Annotated in this window: 16 protein-coding genes; 10 read left to right on the top strand and 6 right to left on the bottom strand. The window is 64.5% G+C overall.

Annotated features, from left to right (window positions below; translation table 11 throughout):
- The first annotated feature begins 305 nt into the window (after nt 1-305).
- From ACK41X_RS12355 to ACK41X_RS12345, 3 genes are all read left to right on the top strand, one after another.
- Nucleotides 306-989, top strand: coding sequence for a response regulator transcription factor (locus tag ACK41X_RS12355; protein WP_409723406.1), 684 nt, complete (start codon nt 306-308; stop codon nt 987-989).
- 72 nt (nt 990-1,061) lie between these two features.
- Nucleotides 1,062-2,504, top strand: a complete 1,443-nt coding sequence (locus tag ACK41X_RS12350; protein ID WP_409723409.1) for an ATP-binding protein — start codon at nt 1,062-1,064, stop codon at nt 2,502-2,504.
- 31 nt (nt 2,505-2,535) lie between these two features.
- Nucleotides 2,536-5,538 carry a bifunctional [glutamine synthetase] adenylyltransferase/[glutamine synthetase]-adenylyl-L-tyrosine phosphorylase gene (locus ACK41X_RS12345; RefSeq protein ID WP_409723403.1) on the top strand — a complete coding sequence of 1,001 codons (3,003 nt, stop codon included), beginning with the start codon at nt 2,536-2,538 and terminating at the stop codon, nt 5,536-5,538.
- A 311-nt stretch (nt 5,539-5,849) separates the two neighbouring features.
- Here ACK41X_RS12345 and ACK41X_RS12340 read toward each other — a convergent pair whose 3' ends face one another.
- Nucleotides 5,850-8,156 (bottom strand): PAS domain-containing sensor histidine kinase, encoded by a 2,307-nt coding sequence (locus ACK41X_RS12340; RefSeq protein ID WP_409723400.1) that lies wholly within the window; start codon nt 8,154-8,156, stop codon nt 5,850-5,852.
- A gap of 263 nt (nt 8,157-8,419) precedes the next feature.
- Entirely contained in the window at nt 8,420-11,059 is a 2,640-nt protein-coding gene (gene pepN, locus ACK41X_RS12335) for an aminopeptidase N (protein WP_409723397.1), read from the bottom strand.
- A 144-nt stretch (nt 11,060-11,203) separates the two neighbouring features.
- Here pepN and ACK41X_RS12330 point away from each other — a divergent pair, with 144 nt between their 5' ends.
- From ACK41X_RS12330 to ACK41X_RS12315, 4 genes are all read left to right on the top strand, one after another.
- Entirely contained in the window at nt 11,204-12,172 is a 969-nt protein-coding gene (locus ACK41X_RS12330) for a Bug family tripartite tricarboxylate transporter substrate binding protein (RefSeq protein ID WP_409723395.1), read from the top strand.
- A 132-nt stretch (nt 12,173-12,304) separates the two neighbouring features.
- On the top strand, nt 12,305-13,315 hold the full coding sequence (gene dusA, locus ACK41X_RS12325) for a tRNA dihydrouridine(20/20a) synthase DusA (RefSeq protein ID WP_409723392.1): 1,011 nt from the start codon (nt 12,305-12,307) through the stop codon (nt 13,313-13,315).
- A 42-nt stretch (nt 13,316-13,357) separates the two neighbouring features.
- Nucleotides 13,358-14,188, top strand: a complete 831-nt coding sequence (locus ACK41X_RS12320; RefSeq protein ID WP_409723389.1) for a sulfite exporter TauE/SafE family protein — start codon at nt 13,358-13,360, stop codon at nt 14,186-14,188.
- 24 nt (nt 14,189-14,212) lie between these two features.
- Nucleotides 14,213-14,536, top strand: coding sequence for an MmcQ/YjbR family DNA-binding protein (locus tag ACK41X_RS12315; RefSeq protein ID WP_409723387.1), 324 nt, complete (start codon nt 14,213-14,215; stop codon nt 14,534-14,536).
- A 15-nt stretch (nt 14,537-14,551) separates the two neighbouring features.
- On the opposite strand, the gene ACK41X_RS12310 is transcribed toward ACK41X_RS12315, so the two are convergent.
- From ACK41X_RS12310 to ACK41X_RS12300, 3 genes are read right to left on the bottom strand one after another with little or no spacing between them, the layout of a single operon-like run.
- Nucleotides 14,552-15,253 carry a TIGR02281 family clan AA aspartic protease gene (locus ACK41X_RS12310; protein WP_409723385.1) on the bottom strand — a complete coding sequence of 234 codons (702 nt, stop codon included), beginning with the start codon at nt 15,251-15,253 and terminating at the stop codon, nt 14,552-14,554.
- Nucleotides 15,254-15,258: 5 nt separating this feature from the next.
- Nucleotides 15,259-15,471, bottom strand: coding sequence for a DUF1289 domain-containing protein (locus ACK41X_RS12305; protein ID WP_409723382.1), 213 nt, complete (start codon nt 15,469-15,471; stop codon nt 15,259-15,261).
- A gap of 60 nt (nt 15,472-15,531) precedes the next feature.
- A complete protein-coding gene (locus ACK41X_RS12300; RefSeq protein ID WP_409723379.1) occupies nt 15,532-17,100 on the bottom strand; it encodes a sensor histidine kinase in 1,569 nt (522 codons plus the stop codon).
- Between the two features lie 262 nt (nt 17,101-17,362).
- Here ACK41X_RS12300 and ACK41X_RS12295 point away from each other — a divergent pair, with 262 nt between their 5' ends.
- Entirely contained in the window at nt 17,363-17,974 is a 612-nt protein-coding gene (locus ACK41X_RS12295) for a glutathione S-transferase family protein (protein ID WP_409723377.1), read from the top strand.
- 160 nt (nt 17,975-18,134) lie between these two features.
- Nucleotides 18,135-20,012 carry a caspase domain-containing protein gene (locus ACK41X_RS12290; protein ID WP_409723374.1) on the top strand — a complete coding sequence of 626 codons (1,878 nt, stop codon included), beginning with the start codon at nt 18,135-18,137 and terminating at the stop codon, nt 20,010-20,012.
- A 60-nt stretch (nt 20,013-20,072) separates the two neighbouring features.
- Here the strand turns inward: ACK41X_RS12290 and ACK41X_RS12285 are convergent, their stop codons facing one another.
- On the bottom strand, nt 20,073-20,945 hold the full coding sequence (locus ACK41X_RS12285; RefSeq protein ID WP_409723372.1) for an NAD(P)-dependent oxidoreductase: 873 nt from the start codon (nt 20,943-20,945) through the stop codon (nt 20,073-20,075).
- Between the two features lie 124 nt (nt 20,946-21,069).
- On the opposite strand from ACK41X_RS12285, the gene ACK41X_RS12280 reads away from it, so the two are divergent.
- The coding region (locus ACK41X_RS12280; RefSeq protein WP_409723369.1) for an iron-sulfur cluster assembly protein at nt 21,070-21,423 on the top strand (354 nt) is incomplete at its 3' end.

The following is a 21,423-nucleotide window of genomic DNA, read 5'->3' as shown; positions in this document are numbered from 1 at the left end:
GGGGGCGGACCGTGAGGTCCGCCCCCGCAAACAAGGCGAGGCGGACCGTGAGGTCCGCCCCCGCAAACCCGGAGAGAGCCTGACCGCTCTGTTCGACAGACCTACCTCGGAAACCGGCTACCGTCGCCCCTGCCGGCCCGGGGTCAACCGGGGGGTGGCGGAGTTGCGTCGACAGTCGCCACCCCCTCATGTTTTTGCAGAGAACCGCCGCCATGCTTGCAAATTCTCCGATAACAGGCGATCTCGTTCAGGACGCCAACGTCCGGGACGTCACAGTCCAAGACACCGCAGATCAAGTCGACCCCATGCGATTGCTGATCATCGAGGACGACCGCGACGCCGCGGAGTATCTGGTCCGCGCTTTCCGCGAAAGCGGCCATGTCGCCGACCATGCAGCGGACGGCGAGGAGGGCCTCGCGATGGCGCTCGATGGAGACTACGATGTCCTGATCGTCGATCGCATGCTTCCCAAGCGCGATGGATTGTCGGTGATCGGCGAGTTGCGCGCCAAGAAGGTCGCAACGCCCGTGCTGATCCTGTCGGCTCTCGGCCAGGTCGACGACCGGGTCAAGGGCTTGCGCGCCGGGGGCGATGACTATCTGCCCAAGCCGTATTCGTTTTCCGAGTTGCTGGCCCGTGTCGAGGTGCTTTCCCGCCGCCGCGGCGGCCGCAACGAGGAAACCGTCTATCGTGTCGGCGATCTCGAACTCGACAGGCTTTCGCACCGGGTCATGCGCGGCAAGGATGAAGTGATTCTCCAGCCTCGCGAATTCCGGTTACTCGAGTATCTGATGAAGCATTCCGGCCAGGTGGTCACCCGGACCATGCTGCTGGAAAATGTCTGGGATTATCATTTCGATCCGCAGACCAACGTGATCGACGTGCATATTTCGCGCCTGCGATCAAAGATCGATAAGGGATTTTCCCAGCCGCTGCTTCACACGATCCGCGGTGCCGGTTACATGATCCGCGACGGATCGCGCACTTAACGATCCGTCTCAGGAGGGGCCCGGCGTGCTTCCAAGGCGCAGCAGGGCCGGCGCAGGGCTGCAGGGCTGATGATGGCGGCTTTGGGCAAGCTGTTTCGGACGACCGCGTTCAAGCTCACGCTGGTCTACCTGACGGTATTCGCCCTGTTTGCCGTGTTCTTGCTTGGCTATTTTGCGCTCAATACCAAGCGGCTCTTTACCGAACAGGTGACCGAAGTCGTCGATGCCGAGATCACAGGACTCGTCGACCACTTCAATGCCGGCGGCATCCGCAGGCTCACGCTGATCGTGGAAGCGCGCTCGCGCCGGCCTGGATCGAGCCTCTATCTCGTCACCACGCCGGGCGCGGACGGTCTTGCCGGCAATGTCGGTTCGCTGCCGACCGGTGCGCTCGAAAAGCAGGGCTGGACCGAAACGCTGTACCGGCGGATCGAGGAGAGCGACAGCTCCGATCTGCATCGCGCGCTGGCGCGGGTCTATCATTTGCCCGGCGGTTTCAAACTTCTGGTCGGACGCGATCTCGAGGAGCGCGACCGACTTTACCAGGTGGTACTGGACGCGGGAAAATGGTCGGCGGCCGTGGTCATTGTGCTCGGCCTGATTGGCGGGTTTTTCGTTGCACGCAGGGTTCTGCGGCGGGTCGACGCGATGACGGAGACGACGCGCACCATCATGGGCGGCGATCTCTCCGGGCGGCTGCCCATGGGCGGGTCGGGCGACGAACTCGACCGGCTCGCGCATAATCTCAACGAAATGCTCGACCGGATCGAGGCGCTGATGCGCGGGCTGAAGGAAGTCTCCGACAATATCGCCCATGACCTGAAGACGCCGCTGACCCGCCTGCGCAACCGGGCGGAGGAGGCGCTGCGCACCGCCGGCGGTGAAGAGCATTATCGCGCCGCCCTGGAGGCGACGATCGAGGAATCGGATTCGCTGATCAAGACCTTCAATGCCCTGCTGATGATCGCGCGCGCCGAATCCGGGCAGGCGCGCGAGAATATGATCGATTTCGACGCCGCCGAGGCCGCGCGCAGCGTCGGTGAGCTTTACGAGCCGCTGGCCGAGGAACAGGGGCTCAGCCTTTCGGTCGATGCGCCGGAAGAAGTTCCCATGCACGGCAATCGCGAATTGATCAGCCAGGCACTGGCCAATCTGGTCGACAACGCGATCAAGTATGCGGGGCCGGTCGCAAAGGCCAACGGCACGCCGTCGAGCGTCGTCGTCACCGCGCGGACCGATGGCGATGCAATCCTCTTGAGCGTCGGCGATCGCGGACCCGGTATTGCGGAGGCGGATCGCGGCCGTGCCGTCGAACGCTTTGTCCGGCTGGAAAAAAGCCGCTCGGTTCCCGGTTCGGGTCTTGGACTGAGCCTTGCTTCAGCCGTGGCACGGCTGCATGGCGGCGAATTGCGGCTCGAAGACAACGCGCCGGGTTTGAGGGCCGTTCTGGTTCTGCCTCGCGCTTTGCAGCCGGCAACGGTCCCGGCAGAGCCGGAAAACACTGCGGCACCCTAGACCCGGCTCCCTTTTTCGGAGCGGATGGTCTATGCCGGTTCCGATGAGTCCGGGCTCAGCCTCACAATCCACCAGCGCCACCGCAGCCGGTCAGGCCGCGACCCTTGCCATGCGCGTCGTCGAGACGCCGTATCTGGCAAAGCCCGACCGCAGCATCGCGCGGCTCCATGACTGGCTCGCGGACACGAGCGATAGCCCGGAGCCGGAGGCGTTGCGGCGGATTTTCGCCGCCGCCCCCAAGGCCCGCGATCTGGTCGCTGCGATCTTTGAATTTTCGCCGCATCTGGCCGATCTGGTCCGATCCGGGCCGGGCCGGCTCCGGCGTGTCTTGGACTGCGAGCCCGAACGCCACCTTCGCGAACTGCTGGCCAGTGTCCTGCCTGCCTTGTCGGCCTCGACGGACGAATCCGAAGCGATGCGCATTCTCCGCCTCGTCAAGGGCGAGGCGGCGCTGCTGATCGCGCTGTGCGATATCGGCGCGGTCTGGCCGGTGCCGCAGGTGACGCAGGCGCTCACCGAGCTTGCCGATTGCATGGTGCAGGGCGCGGTGCGGTTCCTGCTCAACGATGCCCTGCGCCGCGGCCGGCTCGCTCCCGTCGATCCTGCGCAGCCGGAGAACGGCTCCGGCTATATCGTGCTCGCGATGGGCAAGATGGGGGCTTTCGAGCTCAACTATTCGAGCGATATCGATCTCATCGTCTTCTATGAGCCGGAAGCCGCCGCCATTCCGCAGGAGACCGAGCCGGCCGCGCTGTTCATCCGGGTCACCCGCGGTCTGGTGAAGCTGCTGCAGGAGCGGACCCCCGACGGCTATGTGTTCCGCGTGGATCTGCGGCTGCGCCCCGACCCGGCCTCGACCCAGGTTGCGATTTCGGTCCCGGCGGCGCTCGATTACTACGAGCATCGCGGCCAGAACTGGGAGCGTTCGGCGATGATCAAGGCGCGTCCCTGCGCCGGCGATATCGTTGCGGGCGAGGCGCTTCTGAAGGCCTTGTCGCCGTTCGTGTGGCGCAAATACATGGATTTCGCCGCGCTCGCCGACATCCATGCGATGAAGCGTCAAATCCATGCCTATCGCGGCCATGGCGAGATCGCGGTGGCAGGACACAATATCAAGCTGGGCCGTGGCGGCATCCGCGAGATCGAATTTTTCGTCCAGACCCAGCAGCTGATTGCAGGTGGCCGTCATCCCGAGCTGCGCGACCGCCGCACACTGACGACGCTGGCCTCCCTGTCCGACGGGCAATGGGTCGGCGCGCAGGCGCAGCGCGAACTCGACGATGCCTATCTGTTTCTGCGCCGCGTCGAGCACCGGCTGCAGATGGTGGCCGACGAGCAGACCCACACCCTGCCGTCCGATGAGACCGAGCTTCTGAAATTCGTCCGTTTCCTCGGTTTCGAGACCATTGCGGCCTTTGCCGATGTCCTGCTTCTGCACTTGCGCAACGTCCAGCAGCATTATTCGCAGCTGTTCGAGCCGGTCGCGCAACCGCCGGAAACCGCATTGCGATTTCCCGCCGACAGCGATCATCGCGATACCCTCGACCGGCTGGCCGGGATGGGCTTTCGCAATCCGCTGGAAGTCTCGGCGCTGGTGCGCGACTGGCTGAGCGGCAAATATCCCGCCTTGCGCAGCGAATTCGCGCGCTCCCAATTGGGCCTTCTGGTCCCGCATCTGATCGAGCAATTGGCGCGCAGCGAGAACCGCGAGCAGGCGGTGCTTTCGTTCGACCGGTTTCTGTCGGGTCTGCATGCCGTGGGCGGCGGCCGGCTGATTTCGCTTCTGCTGCAACATCACGATCTCCTGGCCCTGGTTGCACTCATGCTTGCCAGCGCGCCGCGGCTTGCCGACATTCTGGCGCATCAGCCGCAGGTGATGGACGCGCTGATCGACCCGGCCTTCTTCGGTGCGCTGCCGGATGCGCAGACGCTTGAGACCGAGCTTGCGCGGTCGCTCGAACAATCGGTGTCCTATGAGGATATGCTCGACCGTCTCCGCCTGTTCGGGCAGGAGCATATGTTCCTGATCGGCGTGCGCATCCTGTCCGGAACCGTTTCCGCCGAACAGGCCGGTGAAGCCTTTGCACGGCTTGCCGACGTCATCATCCGCGCGCTGCACCGTCAGGTCGAAGACCTGTTCGCGCAGACCCATGGCCGCATCAGCGGCCAGCAGACTGCTCTGCTTGCGCTCGGCAAGCTCGGCGGCCGTGAAATGACAGCAAGCTCAGACCTCGATCTCATCCTGGTCTATGATTTCGACGAGGAGCACCCTGAATCCGACGGCGAGCGCCCGCTTTACGGTGCGCAATATTTTGCCCGTCTGACCAAGCGGCTGGTCTCGGCGCTGACCGCGCAAACCAATTACGGCGCGCTGTACCATGTCGACATGCGGCTGCGCCCGTCCGGGCGTTCGGGGCCGGTCGCAACCAAATTCGTTTCCTTCCGGGACTATCAGACCACGGAAGCCTGGACCTGGGAGCATATGGCCTTGACGCGGGCCCGGGTCGTCTCGGCGTCGGCGCCGTTCGGGGAACGGGTGGGGCACCTGGTCCGGTCCATCATCGCGCAGGAGCGGGATCCGAAGACCATCGCGGGCGACGCCTACGAGATGCGGCTTGCGATTGCCAAGGAGCGCGGCGAGGCTGATCGCTGGGATCTGAAATACGCAGCGGGCGGTCTGATCGACATCGAGTTCATCGCGCAATATCTGCAACTCGTTCGCGGCGCCGAACATCCCGACATCCTCGACCCTTCGACAGCCCGCGTTCTGGAACGTGCGGCGCGCTCGGGCCTGTTGTCGCCCGAGGATTCCGAGGTGCTGCGGCCTGCGGTGCAGCTCTATCAGAATCTCAGCCAGATCCTGAGGCTGTGCCTGACCGGACCGTTCGATCCGAAGAAGACCGATCCCGGTCTGCTGCGCCTGTTGGCGCGGGCAGCCGACGTTCCTGATTTTCCGACGCTCGATGCTTATGTCACCGAGACGCAGGCCCGCGTGCGCACGCGCTTTGAGCTGATGCTCGGGCCGGGCGAGTGACGTCGACCTGATTCGGACCGGCAGACGTACCTGCTCCGAGCGCATTTTTTCGCCGCGCATATCGCCCGAGCCGGCCATGGGCAGTAGCTTTCGGCACTCGCTGCGCATGGCGGGCTCGTCGACGAAGCTGATACTGGCTTCATTGTCATCCGGTCATCGGAAGCGAGCGGGCGAATTACCAGACAGGTCGCCTCCAGCCACCGCGATCACGAATCTACCAATATGCGCTGCGATGGAGCGGCAGCGGCCGGCGGAGGGTGCCGCCCAGGGCGACGACGGTGCTACCCCCGGGCAAGACGGGCGGCGTGAACTTATAACGGAAGGCTTGGTTGCGCGGGCTGCGGCTCCGTCATGCGATTTGCCGCGACCGGCAGACGTACGATCACCGTGGTGCCGCGGCCCGGCGTCGAACGGATCAGCATCCGGCCGCCATGCAGTGCCACCAGCGATTTGGCGATCGCGAGCCCCAGGCCCGAGCCCTGGTGTGTTTTTGTGAGCTGGCTTTCGACCTGCTCGAACGGGCGGCCCAGTTTCTCCAAGGCCTCCTTTGCGATTCCGATCCCCGAATCGCTGATCGCAACCGAGACGCAGCAGCCCGCGCGGCGCCCGCGAACCGTGACATGGCCACCCGCGGGGGTGAACTTGACGGCATTGGCCAGGAGGTTCAGCGCGATCTGTTTCAGCGCGCGGCGGTCGGCATGGAGAGTGATGTCCGGGGCAAGCCGGGACGTTAGAGTGAGCCCCTTTTCCTCAGCCGGGGTGGAAACCACGCGCAAAGAATCCGAAAGGATTTCGTCGAGGTTGACCGGTTCCAGCTCGAGCTTCATGCGCCCGGCCTCGATCTTCGACATGTCCAGCACATCGTTTATGACGTCGAGCAGGTATTGCCCGCTCCTGTGAATGTCGCGGCAATATTCGTGATATTTGTCGACGCCGAGATTCCCGAACATGCCTTTCTCCATGATCTCGGAGAAGCCGATAATGGCGTTGAGCGGCGTGCGCAGTTCGTGGCTCATATTGGCGAGGAATTTCGACTTGGCCTGGTTGGCGTCCTCGGCGCGGGTTTTCTCCGCGGCATATTTCTCGGCAAGATCCTCGAGCTGCTGTTTCGATTGTCGTAAATCCTCGACGGTCGCAAGGAGCCGCGTCTCGCTGTTCTTCAGCCGCCGTTCCTGCTGCTTCAGGCTCGTGATGTTGGTGCCGACCGACACATAGCCACCGTCCTTGGTGCGCCGCTCACTGAACAGCCAGTGTTCGTCATCGAGCTGAGCCTCGAATGAACGCGCTCCGGGCAGGTCTGGACCGACCAGCGAGACATTGCCGAGCTGAAGATTTTTGCGGCCGGCCGCCAGAACGTCTTCGTAGGCGGTCCCGGGAATAACGAGTTCGTCGCACAGCTTGTGCAGGTTCTGGAAATTGGAATTGCAGAGCACGAGGCGATTGTCCGCATCCCAGAGCACGAAGGCCTCGGGGATCGTCTCGATGGCGTCGCGCAGCCGCATATCCGCTGCAGTGGTGCGTTCCACCAGAGCCTTCTGCTCGGTGATGTCAACCGCGATGCCGATCAGATGCAGGCCGGGTTCGCCCGGCTGGCGCACGATTTCGCATCGCACCCGAAGCCAGATCCAGCGGCCATTGGCATGCATCATGCGAAAATCGTGGTCGATTGCGTTCAGTCTGCCGTCGGCGACCTGTGTCGCCAGATCGTAGAGATCGATATCCTCGGGATGCACGTATTTGTTGATTTCGCCGAAGGTCATCAGGTCGTCGCGCGTGTCGAGACCGAGAATGGCGAACATCGAGTGCGACCAGAAGATCCGGCCCCGCGCCAGATCCCAGTCCCAGAGACCGCAGCGTCCGCGATTGAGCGCGGTGTCGATCCGGCTCCGCACGGTTTCGTAGATGATGTCCGCCTCGCGGGCGCGCGTCGCCTGCCAGTGGAAGGCGAAGCCGAGAATGAGCAGCACGAATCCGGTCGTGGCGGAGAGAGTCACGGTGAGGGCAGTGTCGGAGCGCCACGAGGCGAGCGCGTTGGCCTTGCGCTGATAGACCGCAATCTGCCCGAGCGGCTCGTTCAGCGCGCGGACCGTCGCGAGCGCGCGTTTGCCGTCGGGCAGGGTTAGTGCGACGACGCCGGCGCTTTCGCCGAGCAGCATCAGGGGCGTATCGCCCAGGATTTCGCCGATATTGCGTCCGGTGAGGCCGGCGATTCCGGGGGCCGCCGCAATGATCGTGCCCTCGGGATTGGTAATGAGGACATGACGGCCGTTCGCCGTGGTCCTCTGCGTGCGCGCAAGGTCGAGTTCGGTCTGGGCCCGACGCCAGACCGTCGCGCGGTCGCCGGCCAGGGTCCGCTCCAGCCGCTGGGACAGCACTTCGGCGATGGTGTCGATATCCTTGGACGCATCGGCGAGCGCATTGCGCCGATGGTCCAGCACCTGCACGAAGGCGCCGATTGCAATCGTGAACAGAAAGGCGATGATGAGGGCGGGGACTGCGCGCCGCAGAGCGGGTTCCGCAGTCAGAAGTCGTCGGTATGCCGGTTTCGCGATCGACTGCGCCAATCCCTTGATGGAATCGGAACGCGCCGCCGCGTGCGCTGCTTGCGCGCGCGCCATGTATCTGCCCCCGTTTCGGATTGTTGCCGCCCTACACAACCCTTGACCGGGAGAGATGTGCCGCATCGCGTCCCGAATCGGGAATCATAAGAATCGATGCGTTGCGATTTGTCGAGAGTCAGGCGAGTCAAGAGCGTAAAAAAATTACTAACAACGCGTGCGGCGGCGCTGCCTACAAAGCGCTGTGTTCGAACCGATATGCGGCCACGACCGGCGGTATGTGCGGCCCTGCCGGCCGGGCCGCTGCTTTTGCTGAATGGCGTTCAGGACGGCGCCAGGGCGCGGTTCGCGATGTCGCTCACGTCGGCCGACAGCGTCGACGCGGCTGCGATTCGCTGCAACGCAGCCTCTGCCTTGGCGCGGCGGCCGCTTTCGAGCGCGCGCCACGAGCGGAACGCGGTGGCAAGTCGGGCGGCAACCTGCGGATTCTTCGCATCGAGCGCCAGCACGGCGTCGGCGACGAAATCGTACCCTGCCCCGTCGGGCCGGTTAAACTGCGTCGCATTCGCGTGCGCGAAGGAGCCGATCAGCGCCCGCACGCGGTTTGGATTGCTCATCGCGAAAGCCCTGTGCGACATGAGCGTCCGCACGCGTTCGAGCGTGCCGGGCTCCGGAATCATCGCCTGCAGGCCGAGCCACTTGTCGATGATCAGCGGATCGCCCGCATAGCGCGCGTGGAAGTCTTCGAGCGCTTCGTTGCGTTCGGGACGGTCGTGCAGCGACAGCGTCGCCAGCGCCGCCATCCGGTCGGTCATGTTGTCGGCGTTACGGTATTGCGTCATGGCACGCGCGATGGCCGATGCCTCGCCTGTCGCCGCCAACAGATCGAGCGCGGCATTGCGCAACGCCCGGCACCCGGCGCTCGCCGCATCGGGGCTGTAGGGTTCCTTGCTGGTGAGCCGCTCGTAGGTGGCAGCCAGCGTGTCGTGGAGCGCCGTGCCGATCATCTTGCGCAGATGCGTGCGCGCGGCAAAATTCGCATCGGGATCGACGTCGCGTCCGATTTCACGCGCAATGTCGGCCTCGGTCGGCATTGCGAGGGCGAGGGCGACGAAAGCAGGTTCCAGCCGCGCGTCGGAGAGGATGACAGCGAGCGCGGTGGTCAAGCCGTCGTCTGCGGCCGCAGCCTTGCCGTCGCGGATGAGCGCCACATTCCCGACCAGAAGCCGCGTCGCCAGCGTCTGTATTGCCTGCCAGCGGTTGAATGAGTCGCTGTCATGCGCCGCAAGCCGCTGCAGATCCTCGGCCGACAGATTGGCCGTCAGCTTCACCGGCGCCGAAAACGCACGGTTGATCGACAAAGCCGGGCGCTGGGTGACGTTCTCATACACGACGGTCTGCACCGGTTCGGTGAGAACGACGACATCGGGCGCCGGTTTGCCGCCCGATCGCAGCGGAATATCGGCGCCATCCGCACCAACCAGTCCGAGCTTCAGCGGGATCACCATCGGCGCCTTCACCGACTGGCCGGGCGTCGGTGCAAGCGACTGGGTGAGCGTCAGCGTATAGGTCTGCGCCGCCGCGTCATGCTGGCCGTTCGCCACCACATCCGGCGTGCCGGCTTGCGAATACCAGCGCATGAATTGCGACAGATCGCGGCCCGAAGCATCGGCAAAGCATTGCACGAACTGCTCGACGGTCGCCGCCTCGCCGTCATGTCGCTCGAAATAGAGGTCCATGCCCTTGCGGAAAGCCTGCGCGCCGAGCAGGACGCGCAGCATGCGGACCACCTCCGCGCCCTTTTCATAGACGGTGGTGGTGTAGAAGTTGTTGATCTCGTGATAGGTTTCCGGCCGGACCGGATGGGCGAGGGGGCCCGCATCCTCCACGAATTGGTGCGCGCGCAGATTGCGCACGTCGCCGATCCGCTCGACTGCGCGCGAGCGCATGTCGGCGGAGAATTCCTGATCGCGATAGACCGTCAATCCCTCCTTCAGGCAGAGCTGGAACCAGTCGCGGCAGGTGATGCGGTTGCCGGTCCAGTTGTGGAAATATTCGTGGGCGATGATCGCCTCGATCGCCGCGAAATCGCCGTCGACCGCAGTCTCCGGCGAGGCAAGAACATAGCGGTCGTTGAAGACATTGAGACCCTTGTTCTCCATCGCCCCCATATTGAAGTCGGAGACGGCCACGATCATGAAAATATCGAGGTCGTATTCGCGGCCGAACGCTTCCTCGTCCCAGCGCATCGAGCGCTTCAGGGCGTCCATGGCGTAGCCGCAGCGGTCCTCCTTGCCGGGCTCGACATAGATGCGCAGCGTCACCTTGCGTCCGGACATGGTGACGAACGTGTCTTCCACGCAGGCCAGCGTGCCGCCGACCATGGCGAACAGATAGGAGGGCTTCGGGAACGGGTCATGCCAGACCGCAAAATGCCGGCCGCCCGGCAGATCGCCGCTTTCGATCAGGTTGCCGTTGGCGAGCAGCACCGGCGCTTGCGCCTTATCCGCCTCGATGCGCGTGGTGTAGACCGCCATCACGTCCGGGCGGTCAGGGAAATAGGTGATGCGGCGAAAGCCTTCGGCCTCGCACTGGGTGCAATAGGTGTTGCTGGAGCGGTAAAGCCCCATCAGCTGCGTATTGGCCGAGGGGTCGACGACGGTTTCAAGCGTCAGGGTGAACGGCCGCTGCGGCGGCTGCGCAATGGTCAGACGGTCCGGCGTTGCGGCATAGCCGTCCGCGGCAAGCGGCGCTCCATCGACCGAGATGGCTTCGAGCAGGAGCCCGTCGCCGTCGAGCACAAGCGGGGACGGGGCCGTGTCCCGATTGGGCCGCACATGCAGTTCCGCGCGCACGCGGGTCGCGGTCGGATGCAGCGAGATGTCGAGACGGACCGCGTCGACCTGCCATTCTGGCGGCAGATAATCCTTGAGACGGACGGGGCGGGCCTGCTCGGTTCGCATGAGATTGGCAATTCCTTCGACGAGGTGAAAAGACGGGTTGCGTCAGTGTGTAGCAAACCCGTGACCTGCATATCCGGATTTTCTGTGACCTGATAGAAGGCGTGCGACGGCGAACAGCCGGAAATGGAAATACGGGAGGATTTTATGAGGAAGGTGAAAGCCGTGCTCATTGCGGCGGCTGCGGGTCTTGCGGTGCTGAGCGCACCGGCGCAGGCGCAGCAGGGCTATCCGACTCAACTGGTAAGAATCGTCGTGCCGTTCTCGGCCGGCAGCGCCACCGATCTCCTGGCCCGCGCCGTCGCCGAGAAGCTCGGTGAGAAATGGAAACAGCAGGTCATCGTCGAGAACCGGCCGGGGATCGCCGGCACCGCGTCGGTCGCCAAGAGCGCCGCGGACGGCTACACGCTAATGCTGACCTCGAACGGCCATACCGTTGCGGGCGCGCTCAACAAGGCGCTGCCATTCGATCCGGTCAAGGATTTTGCCGGCATCACCCCGGTCGCTTCGGTGCCGCTGGTGCTGATCGTCAATCCGGAATTGCCGGCCAAGTCGCTGAAGGAATTCATCGACCTTGCCAAGGCGAAGCCGGGCACGATGAATTTCGCCTCCCCCGGCCTCGGCTCAACGACATTCATTGCCGGGGCGTTGTTCAAGGATGCGGCGAAGATCGATGTCGTGCATGTGCCGTTCAAAGGCGCGCCGGAAGCCAATATGAGTGTGGTGCGCGGCGATGCGCATATGTACTTCACGCCGGCCAATACCGCGGTCGAACTGGTGCGTTCGGGGAAGGTGCGGGCGCTGGCGGTTGCCACCGACAAGCGGCTGGCGGACATGCCCGATGTGCCGACCCTGAAGGAGGCCGGCCTGCCGGACTTCTCCTATGAATCCTGGTTTGGCCTGCTCGCGCCCGCCGGAACGCCGGCTCCGGTGATCGACAAGATCAACAAGGATGTCGTCGAGATTCTGCAGGACAAGGCGGTGCAGGAGCGGATGGCCAAGCAGGGCGGTGTGACCGTGGTGACGTCGACGCCCAAGCAATTCGACGAGACCATCAAGTCCGACACCGCACGCTATACCAAGATATTCCAGGACGCCGGCCTCGCCGCGAAGTAATCGCGGCCGCCGGATTGCGGGAACGCCGGGCCGCCGCGTGCGGCCCGGCTTTTTTGTGCGGGCTGGCTCGATTGAGGCCGTTCCGCCCGGCTTGCGCTCAGGCCCGATCTGCGCCATCTGACCGCAATGAGCATGACCGCAAATCTGGCCGCGCGGCGCTTCTCGATCGCCCCGATGATGGACTGGACCGACCGCCATTGCCGGTCGTTCCACCGGCTGCTGACGCGCCGGGCGCTGCTCTACACCGAGATGATCACGACCGGGGCGGTGCTGCATGGCGACCGGCAGCGCCTCTTGCGGTTTGATTCGGCCGAGCATCCGGTGGCGCTGCAGCTCGGCGGGTCCGATCCGCGCGATCTGGCGCAGGCCGCGCGGATCGCCGAAGACGTCGGCTATGACGAGGTCAATCTCAATGTCGGATGTCCGTCGGACCGGGTGCAGGACGGCCGCTTCGGCGCCTGCCTGATGGCGGAGCCGCAGCTCGTCAGCGATTGCGTGGCGGCCATCAAAGCCGCGGTCCGCGTGCCGGTCACGGTGAAATGCCGCATCGGCATCGACGAGCAGGACCCGGAGATCGCGCTCGATGCGCTGACGGCCGCCGTAAAATCGGCCGGCGTCGACGCGCTGATCGTGCATGCGCGCAAGGCCTGGCTGAAAGGGCTGTCGCCACGCGAGAATCGCGACATTCCCCCGCTGGATTATGACCGCGTCTATCGCCTGAAGGCCGCGCATCCCGATCTGCACATTTCGATCAATGGCGGCGTAGCTTCGATCGAGGCGGCGCAGGCGCACCTGCACCATGTCGACGGCGTGATGATGGGACGCGCAGCCTATCAGGAGCCCTGGCGGTTGCTGGCGGCCGATCCGGTGCTGTTCGGAGAGGACGCGGCCTTCACGAGCGCCAAACAGGCGCTGGAAGACTACTTTCCATATGTCGAACGCGAGCTTGCCGCGGGCACGCGGCTCCATGCCATGACCCGCCATGTGCTCGGGCTGTTCCATGGCGTGCCCGGTGCGCGCGCTTTCCGCCGCCACATCGCCGTCAATGCGGTGAAGCCCGATGCCGGCATAGCAGTCCTGCGCGATGCGCTGGCGCTTGTGATGGACACGAGCGCTCCGATGCCGCACACCGCTGCGGCCTGACGCCGGTCCGCAACGCACCGGCTTTGCTCCCGGAGCGTGACGATGGGCGGCATTCCCGCCGGCGAACTGGCCTTGCTTGCGCTTGCGATCGTAACCGGCGGCGTGCTGACCGGCCTGCTCGCCGGCCTGTTCGGCGTCGGCGGCGGCGCCATCATCGTCCCGGTGCTGTACGAAATCTTCCGCATCCTCGGCGTCTCCGAAGATATCCGGGTGCAGCTCTGCGTCGGCACGTCGCTTGCCATCATCATCCCGACCTCGATCCGCTCCTACCGGGCGCATCGCGCGCGCGGCACCTTGCCTGCGGGGATCCTCAAAACCTGGATCGTGCCGATTGCGCTCGGGGTGATCGCGGGCGGCGTCATTGCGGCGGTGGCGCCGGGCGCGGTGTTCAAGAGCTTCTTCGCGGTGATGGCATTTCTGCTCGGGGCAAAATTCCTGTTTGCGAAGGATAGCTGGCGGCTCGGCGAGGCGCTGCCCGGCAAGCTGCTGATGTGGCTCTACGGGCTGTTCATCGGCTTCTATTCGGCGATGATGGGGGTTGGGGGCGGGGCGGTGTCGACGCTGATCCTCAGTCTGTACGGCCAGCCGATCCATAACGCGGTCGGCCTGTCCGCAGGCGTCGGCGTCATCATTTCGCTGGTCGGCACGCTTGGTTTCATCCTTGCGGGCCTGCCTTATCAGGCGCTGATGCCGCCTTTGTCGGTGGGCTATGTTTCGCTGATCGGCGTCGCCCTGATGGCGCCGGTTGCCGCGTTCGCCGCACCCTATGGTGCGCGCATTGCGCATGCATTGTCGCGCCGCAAGCTGGAACTGGCCTTCGGCATTTTTCTGTGGCTGGTCGCGATCCGGTTTATCGTCAGTCTGCTGCCATAGATGATCGCCCACCGGAGCATTCCGATGGCCAAAGCAAGCGACCTTCGGCGTGTTGCGCTTTCGCTTGAGGGCACGACCGAGGCGCCGCATTTCGACCGCGCCGCATTCAGGGTCCGGCGCATTTATGTGACGCTTGCGGCGGACGGAAAGACCGCCAATTTCAAGTTCACGCCCGACGAGCAGAAATTCAAATGCATGATCGCGCCTGCAGCGTTTCAGCCTGTCGCGGGGGGCTGGGGCCGCCAGGGCTGGACGACTGCCATCCTGTCTGAGTTGAGCGGGCCGGAGCTACGGCAGGCGCTGGAGATGGCGTGGCGTCACGCGCTGCCGAAGTCGCCGAGGCGATAAGGCCTGGGCGAAGGCTTAGGGATAGCCGCGCAGGATCAGCCGGTCGCCGCGCACCTCCCAGCTTTCCAGCCGGTTCAGGAAACTCATGCCAAGCAGGCTCGTTCGCAACTGTCCGGGCTGGGCGATCAGCGCCGGCACCGACCGCTCGACCAGCCCGCCGACCGCGATGCTGTCCAGCGTGACGGCGGCGGCGCGCGTCCTGCCATTCGCGGTATCGACCATGACATTGTAGGACAGCACTTCGAGCGGCAGGCCCGCGGCCTTGGCGGCGTCCTGAGTCAGCACGACGGCGGTCGCGCCGGTGTCGAGGATCATCGGCACGACACCGCCATTCACCCGCGTGGACAGGTCGAACGATCCGCCGCCGCCGCGCGCGATTTCGACGATGCGGCCGCGTGTCGCGGCGCGGCCCGGCACCATTTCCGCCATCAGTCGGTCGTAGACGCCGCGCATTTCGAAGCGATAGGTATAGCCGAGCGCGATCGCGAGCCCGATCACGATCCAGACCAGCACGATCTGCAACGCCTTGCCGATGCTTTCGCGGAACACCACGAGGGCGCTGCTGCCGAGAAAGACCAGAAGCGCGATCTTGTAGGCGAACGAGGCGAAGTCGTCGGTGCTCATCGGCCCGACGGTCCCCGCATCGTGACGGGCGATCAGAACCGCGGCCGCGAGCGCCAGACCAATCAGCAGGAGCCAGAGGATCGGGCTGCGCAACGCATTCATTCCTTCGGGGCCGGAGCGTCCGGCATCGCTGCACCCATCCGATGGGCCGCGATTCGGTCCGGCAACAATGCCATGATGTGGCGGCGTTCGCGCTCGGACATCGCGCCCCATCCGGCAATCTCGTCGAGGGTGCGGCCGCAGCCGCGGCACAGTCTTGCGCCGGCTTCGAGCACGCAGATTTTGAGGCAGGGTGTTTCGATGGCTGGCATTGCCGCAGGGTTCGCTTCGCCCGCAACATAGGCGCGGCTGCGGGAAAGACAATGCGTCAGTTATGCGCCGTTCTTTCCTGTGGCCTGAGGACCGCCCTCGCGCCGCTCGAACGGCAGCGACGGTTCTCGCGGTTGCAGCGCGGGCGATGGCTCGGCGAGCGGCGCCAGCGCCGCCATCACGCGTTCCGGCGGCAGCGTCACGATCACTTCGGTGCCCACGCGCAGTTTCGACTTCAGGGTGAAGGTGCCGCCATGCAGATCGACCAGGCTCTTGGCGATCGGCAGGCCGAGCCCAGCTCCCTGTTCGGCGGATTTGATCGCGTTCGACCCCTGGCCGAAAGATGCGAGCACCACCGGAATCTCATCTTCCGGGATGCCGGGACCGGTATCCTTGACACTGAAATACTGCCCGCCCGACGCGGTCCAGCCGACTTTCAGCCAGATGTCGCCGCCCTGCGGCGTGAACTTCACGGCGTTGGACAATAGGTTCAGCGCGATCTGGCGGATGGCGCGTTCGTCGGCCCAAACCCGCGGCAAATCGGGCTCGAACACTTCGTGAATGGTGATCTTGCGATTCTTGGCGCGCAGCCTGATCAGGTGATGACAGTCCTGCACCGCGCTCACAAGTGCGATGGCCTCCTCGTTGAGTTCGTAGCGGCCGGCCTCGATCCGCGACAGATCGAGAATTTCATTGATGAGACCGAGCAGATGCTGACCCGATTCGTGAATGTCGTTTGAATAGTCCTTATAGGCTGCGACCGTGTGCGGCCCGAAAATCTCGTTCTTCATCACTTCGGAGAAGCCGAGAATCGCATTCAGCGGCGTGCGCAATTCGTGGCTCATCTGGGCCAGAAAACGCGATTTCGAGATATTCGCAGCTTCGGCACGATGGCGCGCCTCGTCGGAAATCGTCTTGGCTTCTTCCAGTTCGCCGATCAGCATGTCCTTTTCGGCGCGGGCCTGCAGCGTCTGCAGCGCCGACGAATAGAGCCGGTGCGCGAGGAGCAGAAAATAACCCTGCGCCGCAACCGCCATCACCGCAAGGATATAGTCGTGCAGATTGCCCTTGATTGCAAAATTGAAGGCCACAGCGCCGGTCACCGGCACGGTCGCGGCAAACACGGCAATCGGCAGCGAGAAAGCGAGCATGCTCGATACCGACACCACCAGCAGCATCACAAACAGCATGAAGGTGCCGGTATTTTCGACCCCGCCAGCCGGGTGCACGAGGTTGAACATCCAGGCGAGCCCGAAGAACAAGTCGAGCGCGATGAAACGGATGCGCCAGGCCCTGATGTTGATTTCGGCGACCGGCATCGCGAGGAATTGCCGGCATTTCGCCACCATCACCGCCTGGATCAGCAGCACGCCGGCCGTCCAGATGCCGGCTGTGGCGGCCCCGCTCCACAGGCTCGAGAGAAAGCCGACGGTTGCCACCAGCAGCAACACCACCAGGGACGCGGACAGGCGGTTCTGTGCGAACATCCGCATCAATTCGTAGTCGAAGACCGGGCTGGTTCCGCTGGTCGACGTCAGCCGGTCGCGGGCGTCGCGCACGCGCTGGGATGCCGCGCGCCGTCGCTTGGCTGCGGCTTGCTTGCGTGCGTCGCTGGCGTTGCTGGTCGTCATGCGTCGTCCGGCCGTCGTCCCCAAAGCGCCCAGCACCGCAAAACAGTCTGCCGCGATGAGTGGCGGCGCAACGTGTCCGAGTTTTGGATTCGAAGGACGCTGGCCCCCGTTCGAACCAGTGCGGTATGGTTTCGCTCGCCGCGGATGCCGGCAACGGCCTGTGGCGAGATAGTTGCGAAACGCTGCACTGGGGAAACTTGCTCAAAAAACCTTAAGGGCAACCTTAACAAGTTGCGAAAATTATCCTAACGGGAGGTTAAACGTGCGGCTTTACGACGGGGGGCGGGCGCCAAATCCGCGGCGGGTCAGGATCTTTCTCAGCGAGAAGGGCATTTCGGTGCCGATCGCGCCGGTCGATCTCGGCACCATGGAGCACAAGTCTCCGGGCTACACGGCCGTCAATCCGCTGCAACGCGTCCCGGCGCTCCAACTCGACGACGGCACCGTTCTCACCGAGTCGATCGCCATCTGTCGCTATTTCGAGGCACTGCAGCCGGAGCCGGCGCTGTTCGGGCGCACCCCTCTCGAGATCGCCCTGATTGAAATGTGGCAGCGCCGGATCGAGCTGCATCTGCTCGGCGCCATCCAGCATGTTTTCCGCCATCTGCATCCGGGCATGAAAGAGCACGAGGTGCCGCAGATCCCGGCCTGGGGCGAGGTCAACAAGCCGCGTGTGCTGGAATTTCTGGGTATTCTGGACCGGGAACTTGGCAAACGGCGCTTCGCCGCGGGCGACAGCTTTTCCGTCGCCGACATCACGGGGCTTGTGGCGCTCGATTTCATGCGCGCGGCAAAGCTCGACCGGCCGGCCGAGTTTACCCATGTCGGCCGCTGGCATGTGGAACTTGCGGCGCGTCCGAGCGCGCGGGCCTGAGGCGCGGCCGTTACGCCAGACCGCCCGAAAATTTGCGCACACGATTGTTTGAACGGCGCATCGGCCCGCCCAGTCTCTGCCGACAGCCGGCCAGTGAACCGCGCCCGACAGGCCGCCGACGAAGCCTCCAGGACATTACGTTTTGCTCATGGAGGGCGCCATGGTTCGCAAGGGGTTCGCATCGTTCCTGATCGCTGCTGCCGCGACGGCGGCGCTGGCCGGCACCGCAACCGCTCAGGTTCGCACGGCGGCGCTGCAAAATGACGGTTTCCGGCTCGCCCAGGCGGTTCAGGAGGAAAACCGGATCGCACTGGTCATCGGCAATTCGGCCTATCAGGCCAACCAGCCCCTCAACAATCCGGTCAACGACGCCCAGGCCATCTCCAGAATGCTGAATCAGGCGGGCTTCGAGGTTGTGATGGCCTTCGACCTGACCCGCGACGTCATGGTCCAGACGGTCGAGGAATTCGCCCAGCGCGTTCTTGAGAAGGGCAACAACACCATCGCCATGGTTTATTACGCCGGTCACGGCATGCAGGTCGATGGCGAGAATTATCTGATCCCGATCGATGCGCGCTTTGAGGCGGAGGACGACCTCGCCGACCAAGGTGTCAGGCTTGCCGATGTCGTGGCCGCGCTTGAGGCGACCCAGAGCAAAGCCCGGATCGTCGTGATCGATGCGTGCCGGAACAACCCGTTCGGCGGCGCTGCCACCGATGACAAGGGCGGCTTTGCGCTGGTCGATGCGCCCGAAGGCGCGCTGATCGCCTACTCGACTGCGCCCGGCACGGTTGCGTTTGACGGTTTTGGCCGTCACAGCCCCTATGCGGCCGCCTTCATGCGAACCGCGCGCACCCCGAACCTGCCTGTCGAGCAGGTGTTCAAAAAGGTGCGCCTGCTCGTCAACGAATCCACCGACCGCAAGCAGACCCCATGGGACAGCGCACGGCTCAATTCCGAATTCGTCTTCTTCGCCAGCGCCGACGCACCGGCGGCGCCGGCCGTGGTGCCCGCCAAGGTCGCCGTGACCGAACTTGCCTCGCGTCCCGTGCGGCAGGCCTATGAGGTGGTGATCGCCGAAGACCGCGAGGACTATTACGAGGAATTCGTGCGCGTCTACGCGAACGATCCGCTGGCCGATCACGTGCGCCGGCTGCTCAATCGCCGCAAGCAAATGGTTGCGTGGCAGGTCGTCACCCATCGCAACCGCCCCGAGGACTATGCCGAATTCGCGCGGCGCTTCCGCGACAGTGGCCTTGCGCTTGCCGCGCGCCGTCTCCAGGAGCGTCCGCGGCCGGTGAACATCGCCTTCCCGAAGCGCGGCGAAGGCCGGTTCGGCGATGGCCGCTTCGGCATCAAAGTGAATACCGGCAACAATGGCCGTCCGGTCATCAACCTGCCGGGCCGCGGCAACGGCAATCTCGATGGCCGCCGTCCCGTGATCGGCTTCCCGAACAATGGCGGCAACGGCCGTCCGGTGTTCAACAACGGCAACGGTAATAATGGCAACGGCAACAATGGCCGCCCGATCCTCAATCAGAATGGCGGGATCAACCCGAATGGCGGACGTCCGGTGACCAACCAGAATGCCGGGATCAACCCGAATGCCGGCCGTCCTGTGATCAACCAGAATGGCGGGATCAACAATGGCAACCGCCCGGGCAATGGTGTGCCGCAAAATGCCGGGATCAACCCGAATGCTGGCCGTCCTGTGATCAACCAGAATGGCGGCATTAACCCGAATGGTGGCCGCCCGGTCATCAACCAGAACGGTGGCCGTCCGGTGATCAATCAGAGTAGCGGCATCAACCCGAATGCCGGTCGTCCAGTGATCAACCAGCGGGCCCCGCAGATCCAGCAGCGGATCCCGCAAGTCCAGCAACGGTTGCCGCAGATTCAGCAGCGTGCTCCGCAGTTCCAGCGCGCCCCGCAGTTCCAGCAGCGTGTCCCGCAAATCCAGCGCCAGAACTTCCAGCCGCGTGTGGCCAATGGCGGCGGCTTCGGAGGCAATCGCGGTGGTGGCGGCTTCCGGCGCTGATCCGACGGACCCGCTTACGTTCATGAGGAGGCCGGCGCGATGCCGGCCTTCTTTTTATTGCTAGTTGCGTTCCAGCCGCGCGATTAGGCTCGACGTATCCCAGCGCTTGCCGCCCATCGCCTGCACCTCCGAATAGAACTGGTCGACCAGCGCGGTAACAGGCAGATGCGCACCGTTCCTGCGCGCTTCGGTGAGGCAGATGCCAAGATCCTTGCGCATCCAGTCCACGGCGAAGCCGAAATCGAACTTGCCCTCGGCCATGGTCTTGTAGCGGTTTTCCATCTGCCAGGACTGCGCTGCGCCCTTCGAAATGGTGGCGATCAGCTTCTCGATGTCGAGGCCGGCTTTCTTGGCGAAATGCAGCCCTTCGGACAGGCCCTGAACCAAGCCCGCGATGCAGATCTGGTTGACCATCTTGGCGAGCTGGCCGGCGCCCGGTGCGCCCATCAGGTTGCAGGCGCGCGCATAGGAATCGATCACCGGCTTGGCGCGGTCGAACGCTGCGGCATCGCCGCCGCACATCACGGTGAGGACGCCGTTCTCGGCGCCGGCCTGACCGCCCGACACCGGCGCGTCGATGACATCGAAGCCGCTGTTTTTCCCCGCTGCGTAGAGTTCGCGTGCGATTTCGGCCGATGCGGTGGTGTGATCGACGAACACGGCGCCCTTCTTCATCGCGCCGAATGCGCCCGAGGCGCCGAGCGTCACCTCGCGCAGATCGTCGTCATTGCCCACACAGCACATGACGAAGTCCTGACCGTCGGCGGCCTGGTTCGGGGTCGGCGCACTCTTTCCCCCGAACTGCGCAACCCATTTCTCGGCCTTGGCGGCGGTGCGGTTGTAGACGGTGACGTCGTGGCCGCCCTTCTGCTTCAGATGCCCCGCCATCGGATAGCCCATCACGCCGAGCCCCAGAAACGCCACCTTCGCCATTGCCGTCCTCCCGTCACGGCCGCGTCCGCAGCCCGTTTCCGACCGGCGGCCAATGTGACGCCTTGTGCGGCCCCGTCAACCCGCCCTATCTATGCGCTCGCAATCGGGAGGGAGAGCGGACCAGGTGGCACCGACCAAAGAGCAGATCCGCGAGCGGCTCGCGCAAATCGCCGGGCCGGGCGGCAAGGCGCTGACCGACACCGGTGCGCTGTCCGATATCGTCGTGTCGGACGGCAAGGTGTTCTTCTCGCTCAGCGTCGATGCCGCCGAGGTCAAGGCCTGGGAGCCGGTGCGCAAGGCGGTCGAGGACGCGGTCAAAGCGCTCCCCGGTGTCACCTCCGCCATGGTTGCCCTGACTGCCGAGCGTGCCGCGGGCAGGGGCGCCGCCCCGCCGCAGGCCGCCGGGAGGCAGAAGGGGGGGAGTGGGGGGGGGGGTAGCGAGGGAGAGGACGATGAGGGAGGCGCCGCCCGAGGAGAG

Origin of the sequence: Pseudorhodoplanes sp., from assembly GCF_046289595.1 — a bacterium.
Taxonomy (GTDB): Bacteria; Pseudomonadota; Alphaproteobacteria; order Rhizobiales; family Xanthobacteraceae; genus Pseudorhodoplanes.
This window is presented reverse-complemented; position numbering and strand designations above follow the sequence as displayed.

Coding starts and splice junctions, on each gene's coding strand:
- ACK41X_RS12285 (WP_409723372.1), bottom strand. CDS start 20,945: ATGGCGAAGGTGGCGTTTCTGGGGCTCGGCGTGATGGGCTATCCGATG.
- ACK41X_RS12355 (WP_409723406.1), top strand. CDS start 306: ATGCGATTGCTGATCATCGAGGACGACCGCGACGCCGCGGAGTATCTG.
- ACK41X_RS12345 (WP_409723403.1), top strand. CDS start 2,536: ATGCCGGTTCCGATGAGTCCGGGCTCAGCCTCACAATCCACCAGCGCC.
- ACK41X_RS12305 (WP_409723382.1), bottom strand. CDS start 15,471: ATGCCAGCCATCGAAACACCCTGCCTCAAAATCTGCGTGCTCGAAGCC.
- ACK41X_RS12290 (WP_409723374.1), top strand. CDS start 18,135: ATGGTTCGCAAGGGGTTCGCATCGTTCCTGATCGCTGCTGCCGCGACG.
- ACK41X_RS12330 (WP_409723395.1), top strand. CDS start 11,204: ATGAGGAAGGTGAAAGCCGTGCTCATTGCGGCGGCTGCGGGTCTTGCG.
- ACK41X_RS12340 (WP_409723400.1), bottom strand. CDS start 8,156: ATGGCGCGCGCGCAAGCAGCGCACGCGGCGGCGCGTTCCGATTCCATC.
- ACK41X_RS12315 (WP_409723387.1), top strand. CDS start 14,213: ATGGCCAAAGCAAGCGACCTTCGGCGTGTTGCGCTTTCGCTTGAGGGC.
- dusA (WP_409723392.1), top strand. CDS start 12,305: ATGACCGCAAATCTGGCCGCGCGGCGCTTCTCGATCGCCCCGATGATG.
- pepN (WP_409723397.1), bottom strand. CDS start 11,059: ATGCGAACCGAGCAGGCCCGCCCCGTCCGTCTCAAGGATTATCTGCCG.
- ACK41X_RS12320 (WP_409723389.1), top strand. CDS start 13,358: ATGGGCGGCATTCCCGCCGGCGAACTGGCCTTGCTTGCGCTTGCGATC.
- ACK41X_RS12300 (WP_409723379.1), bottom strand. CDS start 17,100: ATGACGACCAGCAACGCCAGCGACGCACGCAAGCAAGCCGCAGCCAAG.
- ACK41X_RS12350 (WP_409723409.1), top strand. CDS start 1,062: ATGGCGGCTTTGGGCAAGCTGTTTCGGACGACCGCGTTCAAGCTCACG.